We start from the raw sequence: 20,266 nt of genomic DNA on the forward strand, positions 1-20,266 counted from the left end.
GGATGGCGCGGGCAATGGCGAAGCGACGGGCAATGCGGCCGGCGCGGCGCGTCGGCGCGGCACTCGCGCTGGCGGTTGCGGTGACGTGCGCGGCGGCCGGCATGGCCACGCGCGCACAGGCCGCGGGGGCCGGTGCAGCCGACGCGGCCAACGCAGGGTGCGGTGCGGCGTGGCCGCGCTGGGACGCGTTCAAGCGCGATTTCATCTCGGCCGACGGCCGCGTGATCGACGTCGGCTCGGCCGATTCACGCACCGTATCGGAGGGGCAGGCGTATGGACTTTTCTTCGCGCTGGTCGCGAACGACCGGCGCATGTTCGACACGATCCTCGCATGGACCGAGAACAATCTCGCGCAGGGCGACCTGAGCGCGCATCTGCCGGCGTGGCTGTGGGGCCGCGCGCCCGACGGTGCGTGGCGCGTGCTCGACGCGAACGCGGCGTCGGACGCCGACCTGTGGATCGCGTATGCGCTCGTCGAGGCCGGGCGGCTGTGGCACGAACGCAGCTACACGGCACGCGGCGCGCTGCTCGCGAAGCGCGTGCTCGACGACGAGACGGCGACCGTGCCGGGCCTTGGCCTCACGCTGCTGCCGGGGCCGACGGGGTTCAAGCTCGCCGACGGCCAGTGGCGCGTGAACCCGAGCTATTCGCCGCCGCAGGTGATCCGCGCGCTCGGCGCGCGCCTGCCCGACGACAAGCGCTGGGCCGCGCTCGTCTCCAGCACCGGACGCGTGCTGCTCGACACCGCACCGAAAGGCTTTTCGCCGGACTGGGCGCTGTATCGCGCGGGCACGGGTTTCGGGCCCGATCGCGACACGCATGCGGAGAGCGCGTACAACGCGATCCGCGTGTATCTGTGGGCCGGCATGCTCGACCGTGCCGATCCGCTCGCCGCGCCGATGCTCGCCCGTTTTACGCCGTTCGCCGACTACATCGCCGCGCATGGCGCGCCGCCGGAGAAGGTCGACACGACGACGGGCGTTGCGGGGCCGAACGACGGCAACGGCGGGTTTTCCGCGGCGGCCGTGCCGTTCCTCGACGCACGCGGCCAGCGTGCGCTCGCGGATGCCCAGGCGGCGCGTGTCGATACGCTCGCGCGCCAGTCGGCGCCCGGCTACTACACGAGCGTGCTGACGCTGTTCGGGCTCGGCTGGCGCGACGGACGCTACCGGTTCGGTGCGGACGGCACGCTCGACGCCCGCTGGGGAGGCCGCTCGTGCGCCGCCCGCTGAAGCGCGTCGCGCCGCACGTCGCGGGATTCGCGTGGCTCGCGTCGTCGGTGTGCGCGGCGGCGCCGGGCACCACCGCGGACGCGACGATGGCGAACCCCGCGACGCCGGCGACGGCCGCGTCCGCCGATGCGCAGCGTCAGCTCGACACCGCGCGGATGTGGGGCGTCAAGCATCGCGACGACCTCGCGCGCGACGCGCTGCGCAAGGGGCTGCTGATCGCGCCGGGCGATCCCGAGTTGCTGGCCGAACAGGTGCGCGTGCTGCTGCGGCTCGGCGATGCGAAAGGCGCCCAGGCGTCGCTTGCGCGCCTGCAGGCGCAGTCGCCGAATGCGCCCGCCACGCGGCGGGTGGCTGACGAATACCGCGTCGCGACGAGCGGGCGTGGCGAGATGGCGCAGATCCGCCTGCTCGCGCGCAGCGGCCGCGCCGACGAGGCAGCCCGGCGGATCGTCGCGCTGTTTCCGAACGGCGCACCGTCGGGGGCGCTCGGCGCCGAGTATTACCAGATCGTGTCGAATGCGCCGGGCGGGCGCGAGCCGGCGATCGCCGCGCTGCGCCGCGCGGTCGCGGCCGATCCGCAGGACACGAGCGCGACGATGGCGCTCGCGCGGCTCTTGAACCAGCGCGCCGATACGCGGCCGGAGGCGAACCGGATCGCGTGGGCGCTCGCGAAGCGCACCGACGCCGACCATACGGAGGCGATGGCGCTGTGGCGGCGTGTGCTGCAGTCGGCCGGCAGCGATCCCGCGTATCTCGAAGCGCTGCATGCGTATCTCGCGCTCGTGCCGGACGATACCGAATTCGTCGATCGCGTCGCGGCACTGGATCGCCAGCGCGACGCGCAGCGCCAGCTCGAACGCAATCCCGACTACATTGCGCAGCAGCGCGGTCTGCAGGCGCTCGCGCGCGGCGACCTGGCCGGTGCCGATCCACTGCTCACGCGCGCCGCGCGAGCCCGTGCGGACGATGCCGACGCGGTCGGCGGGCTCGGCCTGCTGCGCCTGCGCGAAGGGCGGCACGACGAAGCGCGCACGCTGTTCACGCGCGCCGCGACGCTGTCGACCGACCAGCGCGGCAAATGGCAGAGCCTCGCGCGCACCGCGCAGTTCTGGGGGCTGCTCGCGCAAGGCCGCGCGGCGGCCGCAGCAGGCCGTCCGCAGGATGCGGAGCGCGCCGCGCGTGCGGCACTCGCGATGCAGCCGGGCAGCCCGGACGCGAAGCTGCAGCTTGCCGATGCGTTGCTCGCGCAGCGCGACTGGGCGCGCGCGGAGCCGTTGCTGCGCGAACTGCTGGCCGCGCGTTCGCCGGACCTCGCGGCCGTGCGCGGCACGGCCACGCTGTATGAGAACACCGGCCGCGCGGACAAGATCGGCCCGCTGCTCGACGCGCTGCAAGGCCGCGTGACGGGCCACGACGATCGGCGCGCGCTCGACGGCCTGCGTGCCGACCTGCTCGCGAACCAGGCGCGCGCGCTCGCGGACAAGGGTGAACGCGGGCCTGCCGCGCAGCGCTACGAGGCGGCCGTGCGCGCCGCGCCCGACGCCGCGTGGACGCGCTTCGCACTGGCGCGTCTCTATCGCGACATGGGATTGCCGCAGCTCGGCCGCACGGTGATGGACGACGGGCTCGCGCAAAGCGCGACGCCCGAGATGCGCTACGCGACCGCGCTGTACCGCAATTCGCTCGACGACGTGGCGGGTGCACAGGCCGCGCTCGCGCCGGTCGACGATGCGCATCGCTCGGACGGGATGCGCGCGCTCGCGCGCAAGCTCGACGCCGAAAGCGCGCTGGCCGACGCACGCGGCGCGCTCGCGCGTGGCGACCGCACGGCGTTCGCCGCGTCGCTCGGGCAGGCGCAGGCGAGTGCGCCGGACGATCCCGACATGCTCGCCGCCGTCGGCGCACAGTGGATCGACGCGGGCGAACCTGACCGCGGCCTCGCGCCGTTGCACGACTGGATCGCCGCGCACCCGCGCGAAGCCGATGCGGACGTGCGGCTGCGCTACGGCGACCTGCTCGGCAGCGCGGGGCGCGACGACGCGCTCGCCGCGTGGCTCGACACGCTGCGCCGCGAACCGTCGCTGACACCCGCACAGTCAGCGAGGATCGAGGATCAGTCGCTGCGGCTCGTGTTGCGGCAGACGGACGACGCGATCGCGCAGCAGGATTACGCGCAGGCGCGCAAGTTGCTCGAACGCGCGAGCCCGGCCGGCCGCGCGGACAAGCGCTACGCGCTCGAACTGGCCGATCTCGAACGCGCGCAAGGCCATTACGATGCGGCGCGCGCGGCGCTCGCGCCGGTCGTCGCCCGCACGCCGGACGATGCCGATACGCAGCTCGCGCTGGCCCGCATCGACGAGGACAGCGGCAATCGGGCCGCGGCGCTTGCACGCGTGCAGGCGGTGCTGGCCCGCACGCCGGACGACGACGTCGACACGCAGCTGTCGGCCGTGCGCCGCCTGAACGCGCTGCGCCGCCCGGACGAAGCCGTGCAGGTGACCGACCGGCTGCATGCCGCGTATCCGTCACGCCCGGACGTGACGGTCGCGGCCGGGCGCGTGGCCGAGGCGCAAGGGCGCTATGACGATGCAGCGTCGCTGTACCGGATGTCGCAGTCGCAGGAACGCACCACGGGCGTGAGCCCGGGGCGTGACGGCCTGACGCCTGCGCAGGCCGCGTTCGCGGATCTCGAGCAGCGGCGCAATCCCGAGATCGAGACCGGCTGGACGCCCGCCTACAAGTCGGGCGACGAAGGCATTTCGTCGTATCGCGCGCAGCAGGTGCCGATCTACATGCAGATGCCGATCCGCTACGACGGGCACGTGTTCGCGCAGATCGACACCGTGCATCTCGACCCGGGCACGCTCGACACGAGCAACCCGAACGCGTATTCGCTCAATACGTTCGGCAGCTACGCGGAACTCAGGGCAAGGAACGAGTTGACGCCCGCCGCGATCGCGAATCCGCCGGGCTCGCTGCACCAGACGGCCACGGGCGTCGCACTCGGCGCCGGCTATCTGACGGACGCATGGCGCTTCGACCTCGGCACGTCGCCGCTCGGTTTCCCCGTGCATTACCTGGTCGGCGGCGTGCGCTATCGCTTCGACGCGGGCCCGGCCAGTTTCTCGGTGAATGCGTCGCGGCGGCCGGAAACGAGCAGCGTGCTGTCGTACTCGGGGATGCGCGACCCGTGGACGGGCGCAGTCTGGGGCGGCGTGCGCCGCGACGGCGTGACCCTGCGCGCGTCGGTCGACGTCGGCCGCACGAACCTGTTCGCGGAACTCGGCGCGGGCGTGCTGTCCGGCCGCAACGTCGAACGCAACGCGGAAGTCACGCTGCGCACGGGTTTTACGATGCCCGTGTACGAGCGCGCGACGATGAAGGTCAGCACCGGGCTGGTCGGCAACGCGTGGCACTACGCGCAGAACCTGCGCTACTACACGTACGGGCAGGGCGGTTACTACAGCCCGCAACGCTACCTGTCGCTCGGCGTGCCGATCGAATGGGCGGGGCGGCACGATGCGCTGTCGTGGGACCTGACCTTCACGGGCGGGATCTCGAACAGCTACGAGAAGGATTCGCTGTATTACCCGATGTCCGCGGACCAGCGGGCCGCGCAGGTGGCGGCCGGGTTCGTGTACGCGGGCAGCTCGACGGCCGGCGTGTCGTTCTCGTACGGCATCAACGGGATCGTCGAGTACCGCGTGAACCCGCACCTGAGTGTCGGCGCGCAACTGAAAGTCGACCGGTCGCACGACTACGCGCCGAGTTCGGCGCTGGTGTACCTGCGTTATGCGTTCGACGCGCGCGCGCAACGCAGCTGGCTCGTCACGCCGACGCCGGTGCGGCTTTATTCGGATTACTAGGGGAACGCCGTGAATACGGAACTCGATGCCACCCGTCCCGCGCTCGGCACCGCCGGCCTGCTGGGTCGCCTGCGTACGCTGCTGGGCGCGCCGGCCGGCGGCCGTGTCGGCACGGTGAGCCGGCTCGCGATCGACGGCTTGCCCGATGCGTGGACGCAACTGGAAGCCGGCGGCCTGTATGCGATCTACGCGGCCGGCGGCACGTCGGCTTGCGATGCGCTCGTGTGGGAGAGTGCGCGACAGGCACGCACGCGCGACGTGACGGTCGTGCTTGCGCGCGAGGCGGCGCAGGTCGCCGAACAGATGCAGGCGCGCGGTTTCGCGGGCGGCGCACTGCCGGCCAGCTGGCCGCGCAACCTGAACGTGCTGGCGATGCCGCCTGCGGCCGAGCCGGCCAACGGTGACGGCACCAGCACCGGCGCCGGCGCAACGGCGGACGCACCGCGCCGCGCGGCGCCGGGCCCGTTCGCACGGCTGACCGGCGGCCTGCGCGCGATGAAGCGCTACGGCTTTCGCGCGCGCTCGCTGTATTTCGTCGAAGGCGCGCAGCGCTGGTTCAGCTGGGACGACCCGATCGCGCTCGCCGACGAGGCGCATGCTCTCGCCGACTGGTGCCGCACGCGCCGGATCGCGCTCGTGCTGCTGCTCGATCCCGAAGCGACCCGTGCGGGCGACGAAGCGCGCACCGACGATGCGCCGCTCGTACGCGATGCGGATCGTACGCCGCGCAGCGGTTTCCACGGTATCTGCTCGGGCGTCGCGCAGTTGCAGCGCACGCACGGCGAGCTGCTGTGGGTCGTCGATTTCTGGCGTGCGGGCGACACGCTTGCGGCCGGCGAAGTCCGGCCGCTGCGCTTTGCGCCGGGCGGCCGGCTGTCGGCGAGCGTCGACGGCGGCGCGACCGAGCCGGCGCACCGGATGAAGCTCGCGAGCGACGAAGATCGTGTCGTCGTCAGCCGCGCAGTGCTCGAAGGCACGAACCGCGCGCCGGACGGCTGGGAGATCGTCGAAGACAACGCGGCCGTCGTCGCGGCGTGCGCGCATGCGCAAGCGGCGACCGCGGTGCTCGTGTTCCGCTCGCATGCGCAACTCGAAGCGCTCTGCGCCGACGTGCACGCGCTGCGCCGGCAGTGCGGCGGTGCGCTGAAGATCGCGGTCGTCGAGCGCGGCGAAGTGCTGCGCCAGCAGTTCGAGATGCTCGTGCTGAGCGTCGGCGCGAGCCGCGTCGTCGCGCGCGACCTGCCGGTATCGCGGATGCAGGCCGCCGTGCACGCGCTGCGCGGCCAGCTCTATGCGCGGCCCGTCGCGGCCGACTACCGTGCGGCGCTCGCGGCCGCGCTCGGCGATTCGGTGCTCGGCTACCTGCCGGTCGGCGCGTTCTGCCTGCGGATTCGCGCGGTGCTCGATCGCGGCGCCGTGCTGGCGCTGCCGCACACGCTCGCGAAGATCTCGCTGCTGCCGGGCGTGTCGCACGTCGACGCGCTGCGGTTTTGCCGGCCGCGCCGCGCGGGCGACGTCGTGACGGCCGATGCCGCGCACCTGTACGTGTTCCTGTTCGCGTGCGAGCCGGCCGATGCGGAGGACGCGCTCGCGCGCATCTTCGACGTGCCGGTCGACGCGCTGTCCGACCGTGTCGTGTGCCTCGGACACGGCAGCATCGACACCGAGCTCAATGCGCTGAAGGCCGAGAACCGCCGCGCGCCGATCGCCGACTACAGTGATCTGTTCGCGGCCACGCAGCCGGCGGGTGCGACCCGCAAATCGTCCGTGCGCGCCGATCCCGGCGCCGCGTTGCCCGACGCGAGCGAAGTGAGCGGCGCGATCGACGCAATCGATGCGATCGTCGCGCTCGAGGCGATCGGTGCGACGCCGACAGCCGCGGCTATCGATGCATCGGCGCCGGAACCCGTCATTGCCGCCGCGCGCAAGCGCAGCGCCGTCCGCAGCGCGATGCCGCTGCGCAAGGAGGGGGTCGCATGATCGCCGTCATCGTCATCGGTTTCATCGTCGGCATCGTGATCGCGGTGCCGGTGTGGATCATCGCGCAGCACCTCGGCATCGGCCGCGGCTTTCATGCGCCGCGCGGCATCGACCGGCGCGACGCCGTGCCCTGCGAACTCGTGCCGGTCGCGCTGCGCGGGCGGCTGCTGCCCGATGCGGAACGCGGCGAGCGTGGTAGCGAGGCGGCCCGATGAAGACGATCGCCATTACGTCGACGACGGGCGGCGCGGGCCGCACGACGCTCACGGCTGCCCTCGCGGTGCTGCTTGCGCGCCGCGGCCGGCCGGTCGTCGCCGTCGAATTCGATGCACAGAACCTGATGGGCGCGACGCTCGGCCTCGACACGCTGGCCGAGCACGGCCTCGCGCAGAGCGTGCTCGGCGGTGCCGAGCCGTGGCATGCGCATACGTGGCGTAGTGCCGACGGCGTGCTGTTCGTCCCGTATGGGCAGGTCGACGCGGCCGGCGCCGCCGCGTGCGATGCGCGGCTCGCGGCCGATCCCGCGTGGCTGTCGCGCGCGCTCGACGAAATTGCGCTGCCGGCCGACGGCGTCGTGCTGATCGACACCGCACGCTATCCGTCGACGCAGGCCGAGCAGGCGATTCGCCGCGCGGACCTGACGCTCGTCGTCGTGCCGCCCGAGCCGACCGCCTGCGCGACCACGGCCGCGCGGCTCGGTGCGCTGCGCGCCGGCGGCGGCGAACTGCAGATCGTCGTGAACCGGCTGAACCCGGCGCGCGACATGCAGCGCGACGCGCTCGGGATGCTACGCGCGGTCGCGGGGCCCGGATCGATGCTCGAGCAGCGCATCCACGTCGATGCGGCGGTGCCCGAGGCGCTCGCGCGCGGCAGCTGGATCTTCGACGACGCGCCGTATTCACAGGCATCGCACGACCTGAACGGCGTCGCGAACTGGGTCGATACGTGGCTGGCGGCCGGCGCCGCCGGTCGCCGCGGAGCGGCGCGATGAACGCCGGCTTCGCGCTGCGCCTGCGTGCATTCTGCCGTCGCGCGGCCGACTGGTTCGCACGCGGCGTCGGGTTGCCGGCGCAACGCACGCTGGTCGACTGGATCGTACGGCTGTTCTTCCACGCGCCGCCGCCGGGTCGGCCCGATCACGTGCGCCGCTGGGTGCGCGTCGGGTCCCTGCGGCTGGCGCAACAATGGGGCGTGCTGCAGCCGCTCAGCCCGCGCGAATGGTTGTGGCGCTCGATCGTGCGCGCGCCGCGCTCGGCCGACGGCCGGCCTGCGCGCGATCCGCTCGCGTGGTTCGACAAGTATGTCGTGCCGGTCTACGTGGCCGGGCGCGCGGTCAGCCGGCGCATCAACGCGATGCTCGAACGCTTGCCGTGGGTGCGCTGGGGCGGCTGGCTCGATGCGCGCGCGAACGGTGTCGGCCGGCGCCGCTGGCTCGCGCCGCTGCTGCTCGTGGCCGGTGCGCTGCTGTGGGCCGCGGCCGGGATGTCGCCGCTGATGCCCGGCGCGCAGTTCGCGTTCTTCGCGATCGTCGCGGTGCTGGCGCTCGCGCTGCGCCGACTGCCGGGCCATCTGCCGACGCTCGCGCTCGCGTCGCTCGCGCTGCTCGCGACGGTGCGCTACGTGTGGTGGCGCACCACGCAGACGCTCGATTTCCGCGGCCCGGTCGAGGCCGTTGCCGGCTACCTGCTGTACGGCGCGGAAGCCTATACGTGGATGATCCTGCTGCTCGGCTTCGTGCAGACCGCGTGGCCGCTCGACCGGCCGATCGTGCCGCTGCCCGACGATCCCGACACCTGGCCGACCGTCGACATCTACATCCCGACCTACAACGAGCCGCTGTCGGTCGTGAAGCCGACCGTCTTCGCTGCGCAGAGCATCGACTGGCCGAGCGCGAAGCTGCGCGTGTACCTGCTCGACGACGGCAAGCGCCCCGAATTCGAGGCGTTCGCGCGCGAAGCCGGCATCGACTACGTGACGCGCGACGACAATCGCCACGCGAAGGCCGGCAACATCAACCGCGCGCTGCCGAAGACGCACGGCGAATACATTGCGATCTTCGACTGCGATCACGTGCCGACGCGCTCGTTCCTGCAGACGACGATGGGCGTGTTCCTGCGCGACCCGAAGTGCGCGCTCGTGCAGACGCCGCACCATTTCTTCTCGCCCGATCCGTTCGAGCGCAACCTCGGCACGTTCCGCGAGATCCCGAACGAAGGCAACCTGTTCTACGGCCTCGTGCAGTCGGGCAACGACCTGTGGAACGCGACGTTCTTCTGCGGCTCGTGCGCGGTGCTCAAGCGCAGCGCGCTGGAAGAGGTGGGCGGCGTCGCGGTCGAGACCGTGACCGAGGATGCCCACACGGCGCTCAAGCTGCACCGGCGCGGCTACACGTCGGCGTACCTGCCGACCGTGCAGGCGGCCGGCCTCGCGACCGAGAGCCTCGCGGGCCACGTGAAGCAGCGCACGCGCTGGGCGCGCGGGATGGCGCAGATCTTCCGCATCGACAACCCGTTCCTCGGGCGCGGGCTCGGCTTCATCCAGCGGATCTGCTACGGCAACGCGATGCTGCACTTCTTCTACGGGATTCCGCGGCTGGTGTTCCTGACGATCCCGCTCGCGTACCTGTTCTTCCACCTGTACTTCATCAACGCGTCGGCGCTCGCGCTCGCGAGCTACGTGATTCCGTATCTCGTGCTCGCGAACGTCGCGAACTCGCGGATGCAGGGGCGCTACCGCCACTCGTTCTGGGCCGAGGTCTACGAGTCGGTGCTCGCGTGGTACATCGCACTACCGACCACCGTCGCGTTCTTCAGCCCGAAGCACGGCAAGTTCAACGTGACGGACAAGGGCGGCAAGATCGACGAAGGCTACGTCGACTGGTCGACGTCGAAGCCGTATCTGGTGCTGTTCGGGCTGAACGTGCTCGCGATCCTCGCCGGCCTGTGGCGGCTCGTGGCCGACCAGGGCGACGAAGCATCGACGATCCTGATCACGCTCGGCTGGACCGTGTACAACCTCGCGATGCTCGGTGCGGCGCTGGCCGTGGCGCGCGAGACCAAGCAGGTGCGCGTCACGCACCGGATCGCGATGCGCGTGCCGGCCATGCTGCTGCTCGCCGACGGCTCGACGGCCGCGTGCTTCACGAGCGACTACTCGACCGGCGGCCTCGGCCTCGAAGCCGTGCCGGGGCTCCCGCTTGCCGTCGGCGACACGCTGACGGTGTGCGTGACGCGCGGGGACCGATCGTTCCCGTTCCCGGTGCGCGTGACCCGCGTGACGCCGACTCATGTCGGCGTGAGCTTCGATGAACTGACGCTCGAACAGGAGCGCCAGCTCGTGCAATGCACGTTCGGCCGCGCGGATGCGTGGCTCGACTGGCACGAAGGCGAGCGCCTCGACACGCCGCTCGGCGGGCTGAAGGAAGTGCTGCGTATCGGCCTGGACGGCTATGTACGGATGTGGAAGGGTGCGGCGCGCGGCTTGCAGACCATGCTGGCGCCGAAACTCGATCGGGCGCGCGACTGACGCGGCGCTCATCATGGAGTGGGTTAGATGACGTTCTGGAATCTGTATTTCATCCTGAAGTTCGCGCTGTTCGCGACCGGGCACCTGCAGCCGTTCTGGCTCGCGAACCTCGCGTTCGCGGCGGCCCTCGCGGTGAGCGCGCCGATCCGGCGGCGTGCGTGGCGCATCGTCCGGCAGGTCGTGGCGATCGCGATCGCGGTGCCGCTGCTCGCGCGCGAGATGCATGCGCCGCCGCTAGCGCGGCTCGTCGAGGCCGCACGCGAAGTGAGCACGTTCCGCTTCGAATACTGGATGGAGCTGCTGCCGCGCCTGCTGCCGCCGATGCTGTTGCTGACGGTGGCCGGCGCGCTGATCGTCTACTTCATCGTCAACCGCTGGCTGCGCGTCGCGACGTTCGTGCTGGCCGTGCTGATCGTGATGCCGCTGTGGCAGGCCGGCAGTGGGCTGATGGCGCGCGTCGTCGCACCGCTGCCGCAGCAGGCCAACGCAACAGGGACGACAATCGCGGGCCAGCCCGAGGATCACAACGCCGCGCTCGCGACGTTCCGCACGCAGGAATCGCAGCGGCAGGTCGCGTTCGGCCATCTCGGCAACGATCCGGCTGCGCAGTTCGACGTGATCGTGCTGCACATCTGCTCGCTGTCGTGGGACGATCTCGATGCCGCGAAGGTGCGCAACCATCCGATGCTGAGCCACTTCGACTACCTGTTCAACAACTTCAGCACGGCCGCGAGCTACAGCGGCCCGGCGGCGATCCGCGTACTGCGCGCGAGCTGCGGGCAGGAAGCGCACGCCGACCTGTACAAGCCCGCGCCGCAGCAGTGCTACCTGTTCTCGCAGTTGGCGAGCGCGGGCTACAAGGTGCAGTCGCTGCTGAACCACGACGGCCACTTCGACAACTTCCTGCAGGTGATCCACGACAACATCGGCGTGCCCGACGCACCACCGGTGTCGAACGCGGCCGCGCCCGTCGCGATGCACGCGTTCGATGGCTCGGAGATCAAGAGCGACTACGCGACGCTGGCGAACTGGTATGCGCAGCGCGCGTCGGTGCCGGGGCCGGTCGCGCTGTACTACAACACGATCAGCCTGCACGACGGCAACCGCGTCGTCGGCAGCGCGCTGACGAGCATCGACTCGTATCCGCAGCGCGTGACGAAGCTGATGGACGACTTCGATCACCTGGCCGACCTGATCGCGCAATCGGGCCGCCGTGCGGTGATCGTGTTCGTGCCCGAGCACGGCGCCGCGCTGCGCGGCGACAAGTACCAGGTCGCGGGCCTGCGCGAGATCCCGACGCCGCGCATCGTGCACGGGCCGGTCGGCGTGCGGCTCGTCGGCTTTACCGGCAACCACGGCGCGACGACCGTGATCGACCAGCCGACCAGCTTCCTCGCGCTCGCGCAGCTGCTGTCGAACCTCGTGTCGAACAGCCCGTTCAAGCCCGGCACGACGCTTGCACAGTACGCGGCCGACCTGCCGCGCACGCGGATGGTGGGCGAGAACGAGGGTACGGTGACGATGCAGACGGCCGGGGGCTACTCGGTGAAAACTCCGGATGGCGTATGGATCGACGAACAGTAATTCTTCCCGGCGACGCCGATGACGATCGCCTGTCGCAACCGAACGACGTGCTCGGCCTCGCGCGGCATCTGCCCGCGCTCGATCCCGAGCGTTACGTCGACGAACAGGCACGCCGCGCATTCATCGACTCGCTCGACCGCTGGCCGACGCTCGCGAAGCTGATGGGATTGAAGCCGTAAACGCACAACGGCCGGCAGGTGTGCCGGCCGTTGCTTGCCTGCTTGCTGGCGATCCTGCTTATCGCACCTTATTGCGCCTTGCGTTCCGGCTGGCGCGTCCACTCGTCTTCCTCGCCCGGCACCTTGCCGAAGGTCTGGTCGACCCACGCCGCGCGGGCCGCGTCGATCTTCGCGCGCGCGCTCGACACGAAATTCCATTCGATGAACCGCTCGCCCGGCAGGTGCGCACCGCCGAGCAGCATCACGCGGGCGCCGTTCGCGCTGGCGAGCGCCACGGTCGCGCCGGGTTCTAGCACGGCCATCGTCGCGGGGACGAGCGGCGTGCCGTCAATGCTCAGGTCGCCGTCGACCAGGTACACGCCGCGTTCCTCATGTTCGGCATCGAGCGCCAGCGTGCCGCCTGCCGCGAATTCCGCATACGCATAGAGTGTGGGCGAGAACACGGCGACCGGCGACGTGAGCCCGAACGCGGTGCCGGCGATCACGCGCACGCTCGCACCGTCGCGCGTGAACGAAGGCAGCGTGTCGGCCGCATGATGGACGAACGCGGGTGCGGTGTCTTCATGCTCGACCGGCAGCGCGACCCAGGTCTGGATCCCGTGGACCGGCTGATCGTGCGGCCGGTCTTCGTCGGGCGAGCGCTCCGAATGCACGATGCCGCGGCCGGCCGTCATCCAGTTCACGTCGCCCGGCACGATCTTCTGACGGAAGCCGAGGCTGTCGTGATGCATCAGCGAGCCGTCGAACAGGTAGGTGACGGTCGCGAGGCCGATGTGCGGATGCGGCAGCACGTCGATGCCGCGGCCGGCCGGCAACACAGCCGGCCCCATCTCGTCGAAGAAGATGAACGGGCCGACGAGGCGGGCGGCACGCGCGGGCAGCACGCGGCGCACGACGAGATTGCCGATGTCGCTTTCGCGCGGCGTGAGCAGGGTCTTGATCGAGGCTGACATGGTGGAGGATCTCGTGGTGAGGCGGGGCGCGTCAGGCGATCGCCGTGTCGATGGTGATCGGATGCGTGAGGATCTTGTGCACCGGGCACGCGTTCGCGATCTGCAACAGGCGCTCGCGCTGTTCGCCGGACAGGTCGCCTTCGAGCGTGATGCGGCGCACGATCGTGCTGCCCGCGCTGCCCGATTCGTGCGCGAGCTTCACGTGCACTTCGGTGAGCGGCCAGCCCTTGCGCTGCGCATACATTTTCAGCGTGATCGCGGTGCACGCGCCGAGGCTCGACAGCAGCAGCGTGACGGGTGCGGGCGCCGCATCGCCGCCGCCGAGCGACGCCGGTTCGTCGGCGCGCCACTGGTGGACGCCATCGCTGAAGTGGACGAGGTAATCGACGGAGCCGATGCTCGCTTCGACGGACAGTTCGCTCATTGCAGTTCCATGTAAAGAAGGGGGGCGGCGGCGTGGCCGGGCGTTACGGTTCGAGCAGCCGCTGCAGCCGCAGTTCCTCGAAATCGAGCTCCGATTCGATCCGGTGCAGCACGGCGTCGTCGACCTTGCCGTCGCGATGCAGGTCGAGCAGCGCGCGGCGCGACACGCCGACGAGCTCGAGTTCGACGCGCAGCATGCGCGAGCGCACCTTGGCCGGTTCGGCGCCCTGGCGATGCGCGCGGTCGTTGAAGGTGACGCGGTTCCGGTATTCGGCGAGCAGCCGGTCGAGCGACGGCCGCTCGAGGGTCGAGCCGCGCTGTTCGAGCGCGTCGAGTTCGGCGAGCGCCGCGCCGAACGCATGCGCGCGCACCGCATGCTCGGACATCGTGTGCCGCGCGGCCGGGTGCAGCTTCAGCACGCGGATCAGCGGCGCGAGCGTGCCGCCCTGCACGACGAGCGTGGCGATGATCAGCAGGAACGTGCTGAACAGGATCAGGTCGCGGCCGGGGAAGTTGGCGGGCAGCGCGATCGCCGCCGCGAGGCTCACGACGCCGCGCATGCCCGACCAGCCGAGCACGACGGCTTCGCGCCACGACCACGGTGCGTGGCCGGCGCGCGGCGCGCGCAGGCGGCCCGGCAGCCACATCGCGACGAACACCCAGACGATGCGCGCGGCGATCGCGGCGGCGGTGGCGGGCAGCGCGACGCGCAGGCCGGCCATCAGCACCGCGCCTTCGTGGTTCACGCGTGCGAGGATCGCGTGCAGCGCGAGGCCGATCAGGATGAACACGAGCGCGTCGAGCACGAACACGATCGCTTCCCACGTCGCCTTCGCCTTGATCCGCATGTCGGCGTCGAACACGCGATGCTGGCGCACGCCGAGCACGAGGCCACAGGTGACGACCGACAGCACGCCCGAGCCGTCGACGGCTTCCGCGATCCCGTAGCTGCCCCACGCCATCGCGAAGGTCACGACGATGCCGAGCATCGGGTCGCGCAGGCGCGGCAGCACCCAGCTCATCGCATGGCCGCACGCGAGGCCGACCGCGATGCCGATCAGCGTGAGCGAGAAGAACAGCCCGGTGGCGCTCGCGGCCGTGATCGACACGGCGAGCGCGGCCGACACGGCCATCTGGTACAGCAGCAGGCCCGACGCATCGTTGACGAGGCTTTCGCCTTCGAGCACCGCGACGAGCCGTGAGGGCAGCGGGTGGCGCTGCAGGATCGCTTTCGCGGCGACTGCGTCCGGCGGCGACACGATCGCGCCGAGCGTGAAGCAGGCGGCCCACGGCAGCGTTGGGTTCACCGCATGCACGACGAGCGCGACCGCGACCGTGGTGAACACCACCGCGCCGAGCGCGAGCGACGCGATCGATGCAAGTTCCTGCCGGAATTCCTTCCACGCGGTGTAGAACCCGCTCGACATCAGCAGCGGCGGCAGCACGGCCGCGAGCAGCAGCGCCGGGTCCATGTCGGGCACGCGCTTGCCGGCAACCGCGACCACGCAGCCGCCGAGCAGCAGCACGACGGCCGGTGGAATCGAAATCCGCTCGGCGAGCCACGTGAGCGCGCCCGCACCGCAGATCAACAGCAGCAGGTAATGAAACAGTTCGACGTTGGTCATGCGTGGCCGGCGGCGAACGGTTGCGTCACGACGGCTTGCGGTCGTTCGGCGTGCCGCCGGGCAGCGCGCCGAACATGTGCTGGCTGCATTGTGCATCGCGCCATGCGGTGTTCAGCCGGTGTCCGGAAAGCATCCGGCGCGCGACGGGCAGGATCTGTTCGCCGGCCAGCATGCCGAGCAGGCCGGTGAGCGCGATGATCGGCGGGGCCGGCGAATTCACGCCGAGCGCGCCGTAGATGACACCGGCGAGGATGCCGGCAAGCAGCGACAGGAAATACGGTTTCATGGCGGGCGTCCCGTGATGGCAGACGAGCGGCGCGGTGCGCGCCGTCAAGATTTCGAAAGCGTATCGGGTTTGCGTGAAGAAAAAAAGGGCGGGCAGCCCCGAACAGGCATCGATTCAGGAATCGGATCGATTCCGTTTCTTGGGTGTTCGCGCCGCGCGTTTGCGGCTTAAATATTCGGGCCCGGATGACGATCCGGCGCCGACGTACCTCCGGCTCCTCCCGTTTTCACGGTCGAGGCAGGCCCCCCTTTTTTCGTTCACAGGACACCTTGCGCCATGAGCAATCCGAAACTTGAAGTACTGACTCCGCAGAACAGCCAGCTGATCTTCATCGACCAGCAGCCGCAAATGGCGTTCGGCGTGCAGTCGATCGATCGCCAGACGCTGAAGAACAACGTCGTCGGGCTCGCGAAGGCGGCGAAGGCGTTCAACGTGCCGACCACGATCACGACGGTCGAGACCGAGGCCTTCTCCGGCCATACGTTCCCCGAGCTGCTCGACGTGTTCCCGAACCAGAAGACGCTCGAACGCACGTCGATGAACTCGTGGGACGACCAGAAGGTGCGCGATGCGCTGGCCGCGAACGGCCGCAAGAAGGTGATCGTGTCGGGCCTGTGGACCGAGGTCTGCAATACGACGTTCGCGCTGTGCGCGATGCTCGAAGGCGAATATGAAATCTACATGGTGGCCGATGCATCGGGCGGCACGTCGAAGGACGCGCACGACTTCGCGATGCAGCGCATGGTGCAGGCCGGCGCGGTGCCCGTCACGTGGCAGCAGGTCGTGCTCGAGTGGCAGCGCGACTGGGCGCGCCGCGATACGTACGAAGCGGTGATGGCCGTCGTGCGTGAGCACTCGGGCGCATACGGGATGGGTGTCGACTACGCGTACACGATGGTTCACAAGGCGCCGCAACGCACCGCGACGCCGCACGAGTCGATTGCGGCGGTGCCGGCGAAGTAACGGACCCCGGCCGCGATCGTGGCAACGGCCGGCCGTGGCGATCTGCTGTCGCCGGCCGTTGCGGGTTCAGGTTGCGGGCAGCGCCCACGGCGCGTGCGAGAAGTGCTCCGCGAGGAAGTCGAGCAGCACCGTCACGCGCGCGGCGCGCAGCATGCCGGGCGGCGTGACGAGGTTGACGTTGATGTCGGCGATCTTCCAGTCGGACATCACTTCCTCGAGCTCGCCGTTCTGCATCGCTTCCCACACCAGGAACTCGGGCTGCAGCGCGAGGCCATGACCGGCGATGAGCGCGGGGACGATCACGTCCGCGTTGTTGGTGCGGATGCGGCCGTGCACGGATACGCCGACTTCATCGCCCGATGCCGGCTGGCGGAAGCGCCAGTGTTCGGGCGTCGGCAGGTTCGTGTAGGTGAGGCACACGTGCTGTTCGATGTCGCGCGGATGCGTGGGGCGGCCGCGCCGGTCGAGGTACGCGGGCGACGCGACGAGCGGCCGGCGCACGGCGCAGAGCCGGCGCGAGCGCAGCGATGAATCGCTCAGCTCGGCGATGCGGATCGCGACGTCGAAGCCGCCGGACACGATGTCGACGATGTGATCGGTGAGCACGAGGTCGATGTCGACGCGCGGATAGCGTTCGAGAAACGCGGGCAGCACCGGCGACAGATGGCGCAGCCCGAACGACATCGGCGCATTCACGCGTACGAGGCCGTGCGGTTCGAGTGCCTGCGCGGACGCTTCGCTCTCGATCAGTTCCGCATCGGCGAGCAGGCGGATCGCGCGGTCGCGCAGCAGTTCGCCGGTCGGCGTGAGCGACAGCTTGCGCGACGTGCGGTACAGCAGCATCGCGCCGAGGCGCTTTTCGAGGCGCGCGATGGCCTTCGACACGGTTGGCTGCGATACGCCGAGCAGATCGGCGGCTTTCGCGAACGAACCGGTCTCCGCGACGCGCGCAAAGATGGCCCAGGCTTCGAGATCAGGAAGGTGTTGCATGGTCGGGATGAATGGCAGGGAAGCGGAACGGATGCAGCGCACCGCGAAAGCGGGCGTGCGATGCAGGTGATTCTAATCCGGCCGGGAGAAAAATCGTTATGGAATCTTATCTACTTTCGTTGGGTGCCGGCGTGTTGATCGGCATCGTCTACAGCGTGATCAAGGTGCGTTCGCCGGCACCGCCGCTGATCGCACTGGTCGGCCTGGCCGGCATGCTGATCGGCGCCCAGGCCATCGCGCCGATCCGTCACTGGCTCGGCTTCTGACCGCATCGAGGACACTTCATGAGCGCAACCGCAACTCAACCCGATCTCATCCTGCACAACGGGCGCATCACGACGCTCGATCATGCGAACCCCGTCGCTACCGCGGTGGCAATCAAGGACGGCCGCTTCGTCGCGGTCGGCGCCGACGCCGATATCGTGCCGCTCGCGGGCCGCGCGACGAAGGTCGTCGATCTCGATTGCCGCAGCGTGCTGCCGGGCCTGATCGACAACCACACGCACGTGATTCGCGGCGGCCTGAACTACAACCTCGAGCTGCGCTGGGATGGCGTGCGTTCGCTCGCGGTCGCGATGGAGATGCTGAAGCACCAGGTCGCGATCACGCCTGCGCCGCAATGGGTGCGCGTGGTTGGCGGCTTCACCGAACACCAGTTCGCGGAGAAGCGCCTGCCGACGATCGACGAACTCAATGCCGTCGCACCCGATACGCCGGTGTTCATCCTGCACCTGTACGACCGTGCGCTGCTGAATGCGGCCGCGCTGCGGGTGGTCGGCTACACGAAGGACACGCCCGAGCCGCCGGGCGGCACGATCCTGCGCGATGAAGCAGGCAACCCGACCGGCCTGCTGCTCGCGAACCCGAACGCGACGATCCTCTACGCAACGCTCGCGAAAGGGCCGAAGCTGCCGTTCGACTACCAGTACAACTCGACGCGCCACTTCATGCGCGAACTGAACCGGCTTGGCGTGACGGGCGTGATCGACGCAGGCGGCGGTTCGCAGAATTATCCCGACGATTACGAAGTGATCCGCAAGCTGCACGACGCGGGCGAGATGACCGTGCGGATCGCGTACAACCTGTTCACGCAGAAGCCGAACGCGGAAAAGGAAGACTTCGTGAACTGGACCAAGAGCGTCAAGTACCACGACGGCACCGACTACTTCCGCCACAACGGCGCGGGCGAGATGCTGGTGTTCTCGGCGGCCGACTTCGAGGATTTCCGCGTCGCGCGCCCGGATCTGCCGGCGCAGATGGAGGACGATCTCGAAGGCGTCGTGCGCGTGCTCGCACAGAACCGCTGGCCGTGGCGCATGCATGCGACCTACGACGAGACGATCAGCCGCGCGCTCGACGTGTTCGAGAAGGTGAACCGCGATATTCCGCTCGACGGGCTGAACTGGTTCTTCGATCATGCGGAAACGGTCTCCGATAAATCGATGGACCGGATTGCCGCGCTCGGCGGCGGCATTGCAGTGCAGCACCGGATGGCGTACCAGGGCGAATACTTCGTCGAGCGCTACGGCGCGCAGGCGGCCGAGGCGACGCCGCCGGTCGCGAAGATGCTCGACAAGGGGATCAAGGTGTCGGCCGGCACCGACGCGACACGCGTGGCGTCGTACAACCCGTGGGTGTCGCTCGCGTGGCTCGTGACGGGCAAGACGGTCGGCGGCCTGCGGATGTATCCGCAGCGCAACCTGCTCGATCGCGAGACGGCGCTGCGCATGTGGACCGAGTACGTGACGTGGTTTTCGAACGAAGAGGGGAAGAAAGGGCGCATCGCGGTCGGCCAGCTCGCCGACCTGATGGTCCCGGATCGCGATTTCTTCACGTGTGCGGAGGACGATATCGTCGATACGACTGCATTGCTGACGGTGGTCGGCGGCCGGATCGTGTGGGGGGCGGGGCCGTTCGCGTCGCACGATGCGCCGATTCCGCCCGCGATGCCTGACTGGTCGCCGGTGCGCGAGTACGGCGGCTACGGCGGCTGGGGCGCGACGCAGCGCAACGGCGCGCCGCTGCAACGCGCGGCGGCCGCCGCGATGTGCGGCTGCTCGAGCGCCTGCAACGTCCACGGTCATGCGCATGCCGGCGCATGGGGCCGCGCGTTGCCGACGTCGGATGCGAAGGGCTTCTGGGGCGCGTTCGGCTGTTCGTGCTGGGCGGTCTGACATGGCGACTCCGACCACTCGCGGCGGCGCCGGCAACCCGGCCTGGGTCCGCGCGCTGCTGGCGCAGCCGTGGGTGCTGCCGCTTGCGCGCCTGGCGCTGGTGTCCGCGTACCTGATCGGCGGTGTCGCGAAGGCGCTGGACTTCAACGGCGCGGTCGCGGAGCAGGCGCATTTCGGGCTGCAGCCGGCCGCGCTATGGGCCGCGCTGGCGATCGCAGTCGAGATCGCCGGCTCGCTGTGCATCGTGCTGGGCCGCTTCACGTGGCTCGGCGCGGGCAGCCTCGCCATGCTGACGCTGGTCGCGATGGCGGTGGCCAACGATTTCTGGAACCGCACGGGCGCCGAGCATTTCATGGCGCTCAACAGCTTTTTCGAGCATCTCGGGCTGATCGCCGCACTCGTGCTCGCGACCCGGCTCGCCGATGCGAAGCGCACGGACGGCGACGGCCGCGCGTGACCGGTTGCACCCTTCGATAACACAATAAG

At 70.0% G+C, this 20,266-nt stretch carries 17 protein-coding genes; 12 read left to right on the top strand and 5 right to left on the bottom strand.

The window, feature by feature from the left end; all coding sequences use genetic code 11:
* Positions 1-2: 2 nt before the first annotated feature.
* Genes bcsZ through BCEP18194_RS12755 form a run of 8 tightly spaced genes read left to right on the top strand, consistent with a single transcriptional unit; the run spans position 3 to position 12,366 of the window.
* Entirely contained in the window at positions 3-1,232 is a 1,230-nt protein-coding gene (gene bcsZ / locus BCEP18194_RS12720; RefSeq protein ID WP_011351692.1) for a cellulose synthase complex periplasmic endoglucanase BcsZ, read from the top strand.
* Entirely contained in the window at positions 1,217-5,098 is a 3,882-nt protein-coding gene (locus BCEP18194_RS12725) for a cellulose synthase subunit BcsC-related outer membrane protein (RefSeq protein WP_041492805.1), read from the top strand. Before bcsZ ends, BCEP18194_RS12725 begins: the two co-directional genes overlap by 16 nt.
* A 9-nt stretch (positions 5,099-5,107) precedes the next feature.
* A complete protein-coding gene (bcsE, locus tag BCEP18194_RS12730) occupies positions 5,108-7,078 on the top strand; it encodes a cellulose biosynthesis protein BcsE (RefSeq protein WP_011351694.1) in 1,971 nt (656 codons plus the stop codon).
* A complete protein-coding gene (locus BCEP18194_RS12735) occupies positions 7,075-7,293 on the top strand; it encodes a hypothetical protein (protein ID WP_041492806.1) in 219 nt (72 codons plus the stop codon). The genes bcsE and BCEP18194_RS12735 overlap by 4 nt, the downstream gene beginning before the upstream one ends.
* A complete protein-coding gene (bcsQ, locus tag BCEP18194_RS12740) occupies positions 7,290-8,069 on the top strand; it encodes a cellulose biosynthesis protein BcsQ (RefSeq protein WP_011351695.1) in 780 nt (259 codons plus the stop codon). The genes BCEP18194_RS12735 and bcsQ overlap by 4 nt, the downstream gene beginning before the upstream one ends.
* Positions 8,066-10,603, top strand: a complete 2,538-nt coding sequence (gene bcsA, locus BCEP18194_RS12745; RefSeq protein WP_011351696.1) for a UDP-forming cellulose synthase catalytic subunit — start codon at positions 8,066-8,068, stop codon at positions 10,601-10,603. The genes bcsQ and bcsA overlap by 4 nt, the downstream gene beginning before the upstream one ends.
* Before the next feature lie 27 nt (positions 10,604-10,630).
* Positions 10,631-12,187, top strand: a complete 1,557-nt coding sequence (bcsG, locus tag BCEP18194_RS12750) for a cellulose biosynthesis protein BcsG (RefSeq protein WP_011351697.1) — start codon at positions 10,631-10,633, stop codon at positions 12,185-12,187.
* On the top strand, positions 12,169-12,366 hold the full coding sequence (locus BCEP18194_RS12755) for a hypothetical protein (protein WP_041492807.1): 198 nt from the start codon (positions 12,169-12,171) through the stop codon (positions 12,364-12,366). The genes bcsG and BCEP18194_RS12755 overlap by 19 nt, the downstream gene beginning before the upstream one ends.
* 68 nt (positions 12,367-12,434) lie before the next feature.
* On the opposite strand, the gene BCEP18194_RS12760 is transcribed toward BCEP18194_RS12755, so the two are convergent.
* Genes BCEP18194_RS12760 through BCEP18194_RS12775 form a run of 4 tightly spaced genes read right to left on the bottom strand, consistent with a single transcriptional unit; the run spans position 12,435 to position 15,653 of the window.
* Positions 12,435-13,319, bottom strand: a complete 885-nt coding sequence (locus tag BCEP18194_RS12760) for a pirin family protein (protein WP_011351698.1) — start codon at positions 13,317-13,319, stop codon at positions 12,435-12,437.
* A gap of 31 nt (positions 13,320-13,350) precedes the next feature.
* A complete protein-coding gene (locus tag BCEP18194_RS12765; RefSeq protein WP_011351699.1) occupies positions 13,351-13,743 on the bottom strand; it encodes an OsmC family protein in 393 nt (130 codons plus the stop codon).
* Between the two features lie 43 nt (positions 13,744-13,786).
* Positions 13,787-15,367, bottom strand: a complete 1,581-nt coding sequence (locus BCEP18194_RS12770; protein WP_011351700.1) for a cation:proton antiporter — start codon at positions 15,365-15,367, stop codon at positions 13,787-13,789.
* Between the two features lie 25 nt (positions 15,368-15,392).
* Positions 15,393-15,653 carry a XapX domain-containing protein gene (locus BCEP18194_RS12775; protein WP_041493055.1) on the bottom strand — a complete coding sequence of 87 codons (261 nt, stop codon included), beginning with the start codon at positions 15,651-15,653 and terminating at the stop codon, positions 15,393-15,395.
* 276 nt (positions 15,654-15,929) lie between these two features.
* On the opposite strand from BCEP18194_RS12775, the gene BCEP18194_RS12780 reads away from it, so the two are divergent.
* Positions 15,930-16,616, top strand: coding sequence for a hydrolase (locus BCEP18194_RS12780; protein ID WP_011351702.1), 687 nt, complete (start codon positions 15,930-15,932; stop codon positions 16,614-16,616).
* A 66-nt stretch (positions 16,617-16,682) separates the two neighbouring features.
* On the opposite strand, the gene BCEP18194_RS12785 is transcribed toward BCEP18194_RS12780, so the two are convergent.
* On the bottom strand, positions 16,683-17,606 hold the full coding sequence (locus BCEP18194_RS12785; RefSeq protein WP_011351703.1) for a LysR family transcriptional regulator: 924 nt from the start codon (positions 17,604-17,606) through the stop codon (positions 16,683-16,685).
* 98 nt (positions 17,607-17,704) lie between these two features.
* Here BCEP18194_RS12785 and BCEP18194_RS12790 point away from each other — a divergent pair, with 98 nt between their 5' ends.
* From BCEP18194_RS12790 to BCEP18194_RS12800, 3 genes are read left to right on the top strand one after another with little or no spacing between them, the layout of a single operon-like run.
* Complete coding sequence (locus BCEP18194_RS12790; protein WP_011351704.1) at positions 17,705-17,872, top strand: DUF1427 family protein; 168 nt, start codon at positions 17,705-17,707, stop codon at positions 17,870-17,872.
* 18 nt (positions 17,873-17,890) lie between these two features.
* The gene (locus BCEP18194_RS12795) at positions 17,891-19,780 is read left to right on the top strand and encodes an amidohydrolase (protein ID WP_011351705.1); all 1,890 of its coding nucleotides are present in this window, start codon (positions 17,891-17,893) and stop codon (positions 19,778-19,780) included.
* Position 19,781: 1 nt separating this feature from the next.
* Positions 19,782-20,237: a DoxX family protein gene (locus tag BCEP18194_RS12800; RefSeq protein WP_011351706.1), complete on the top strand. Its 456-nt coding sequence runs from the start codon at positions 19,782-19,784 to the stop codon at positions 20,235-20,237.
* The last annotated feature ends 29 nt before the right edge of the window (positions 20,238-20,266 follow it).

Source organism: Burkholderia lata, from assembly GCF_000012945.1.
Taxonomy (GTDB): domain Bacteria; phylum Pseudomonadota; class Gammaproteobacteria; order Burkholderiales; family Burkholderiaceae; genus Burkholderia; species Burkholderia lata.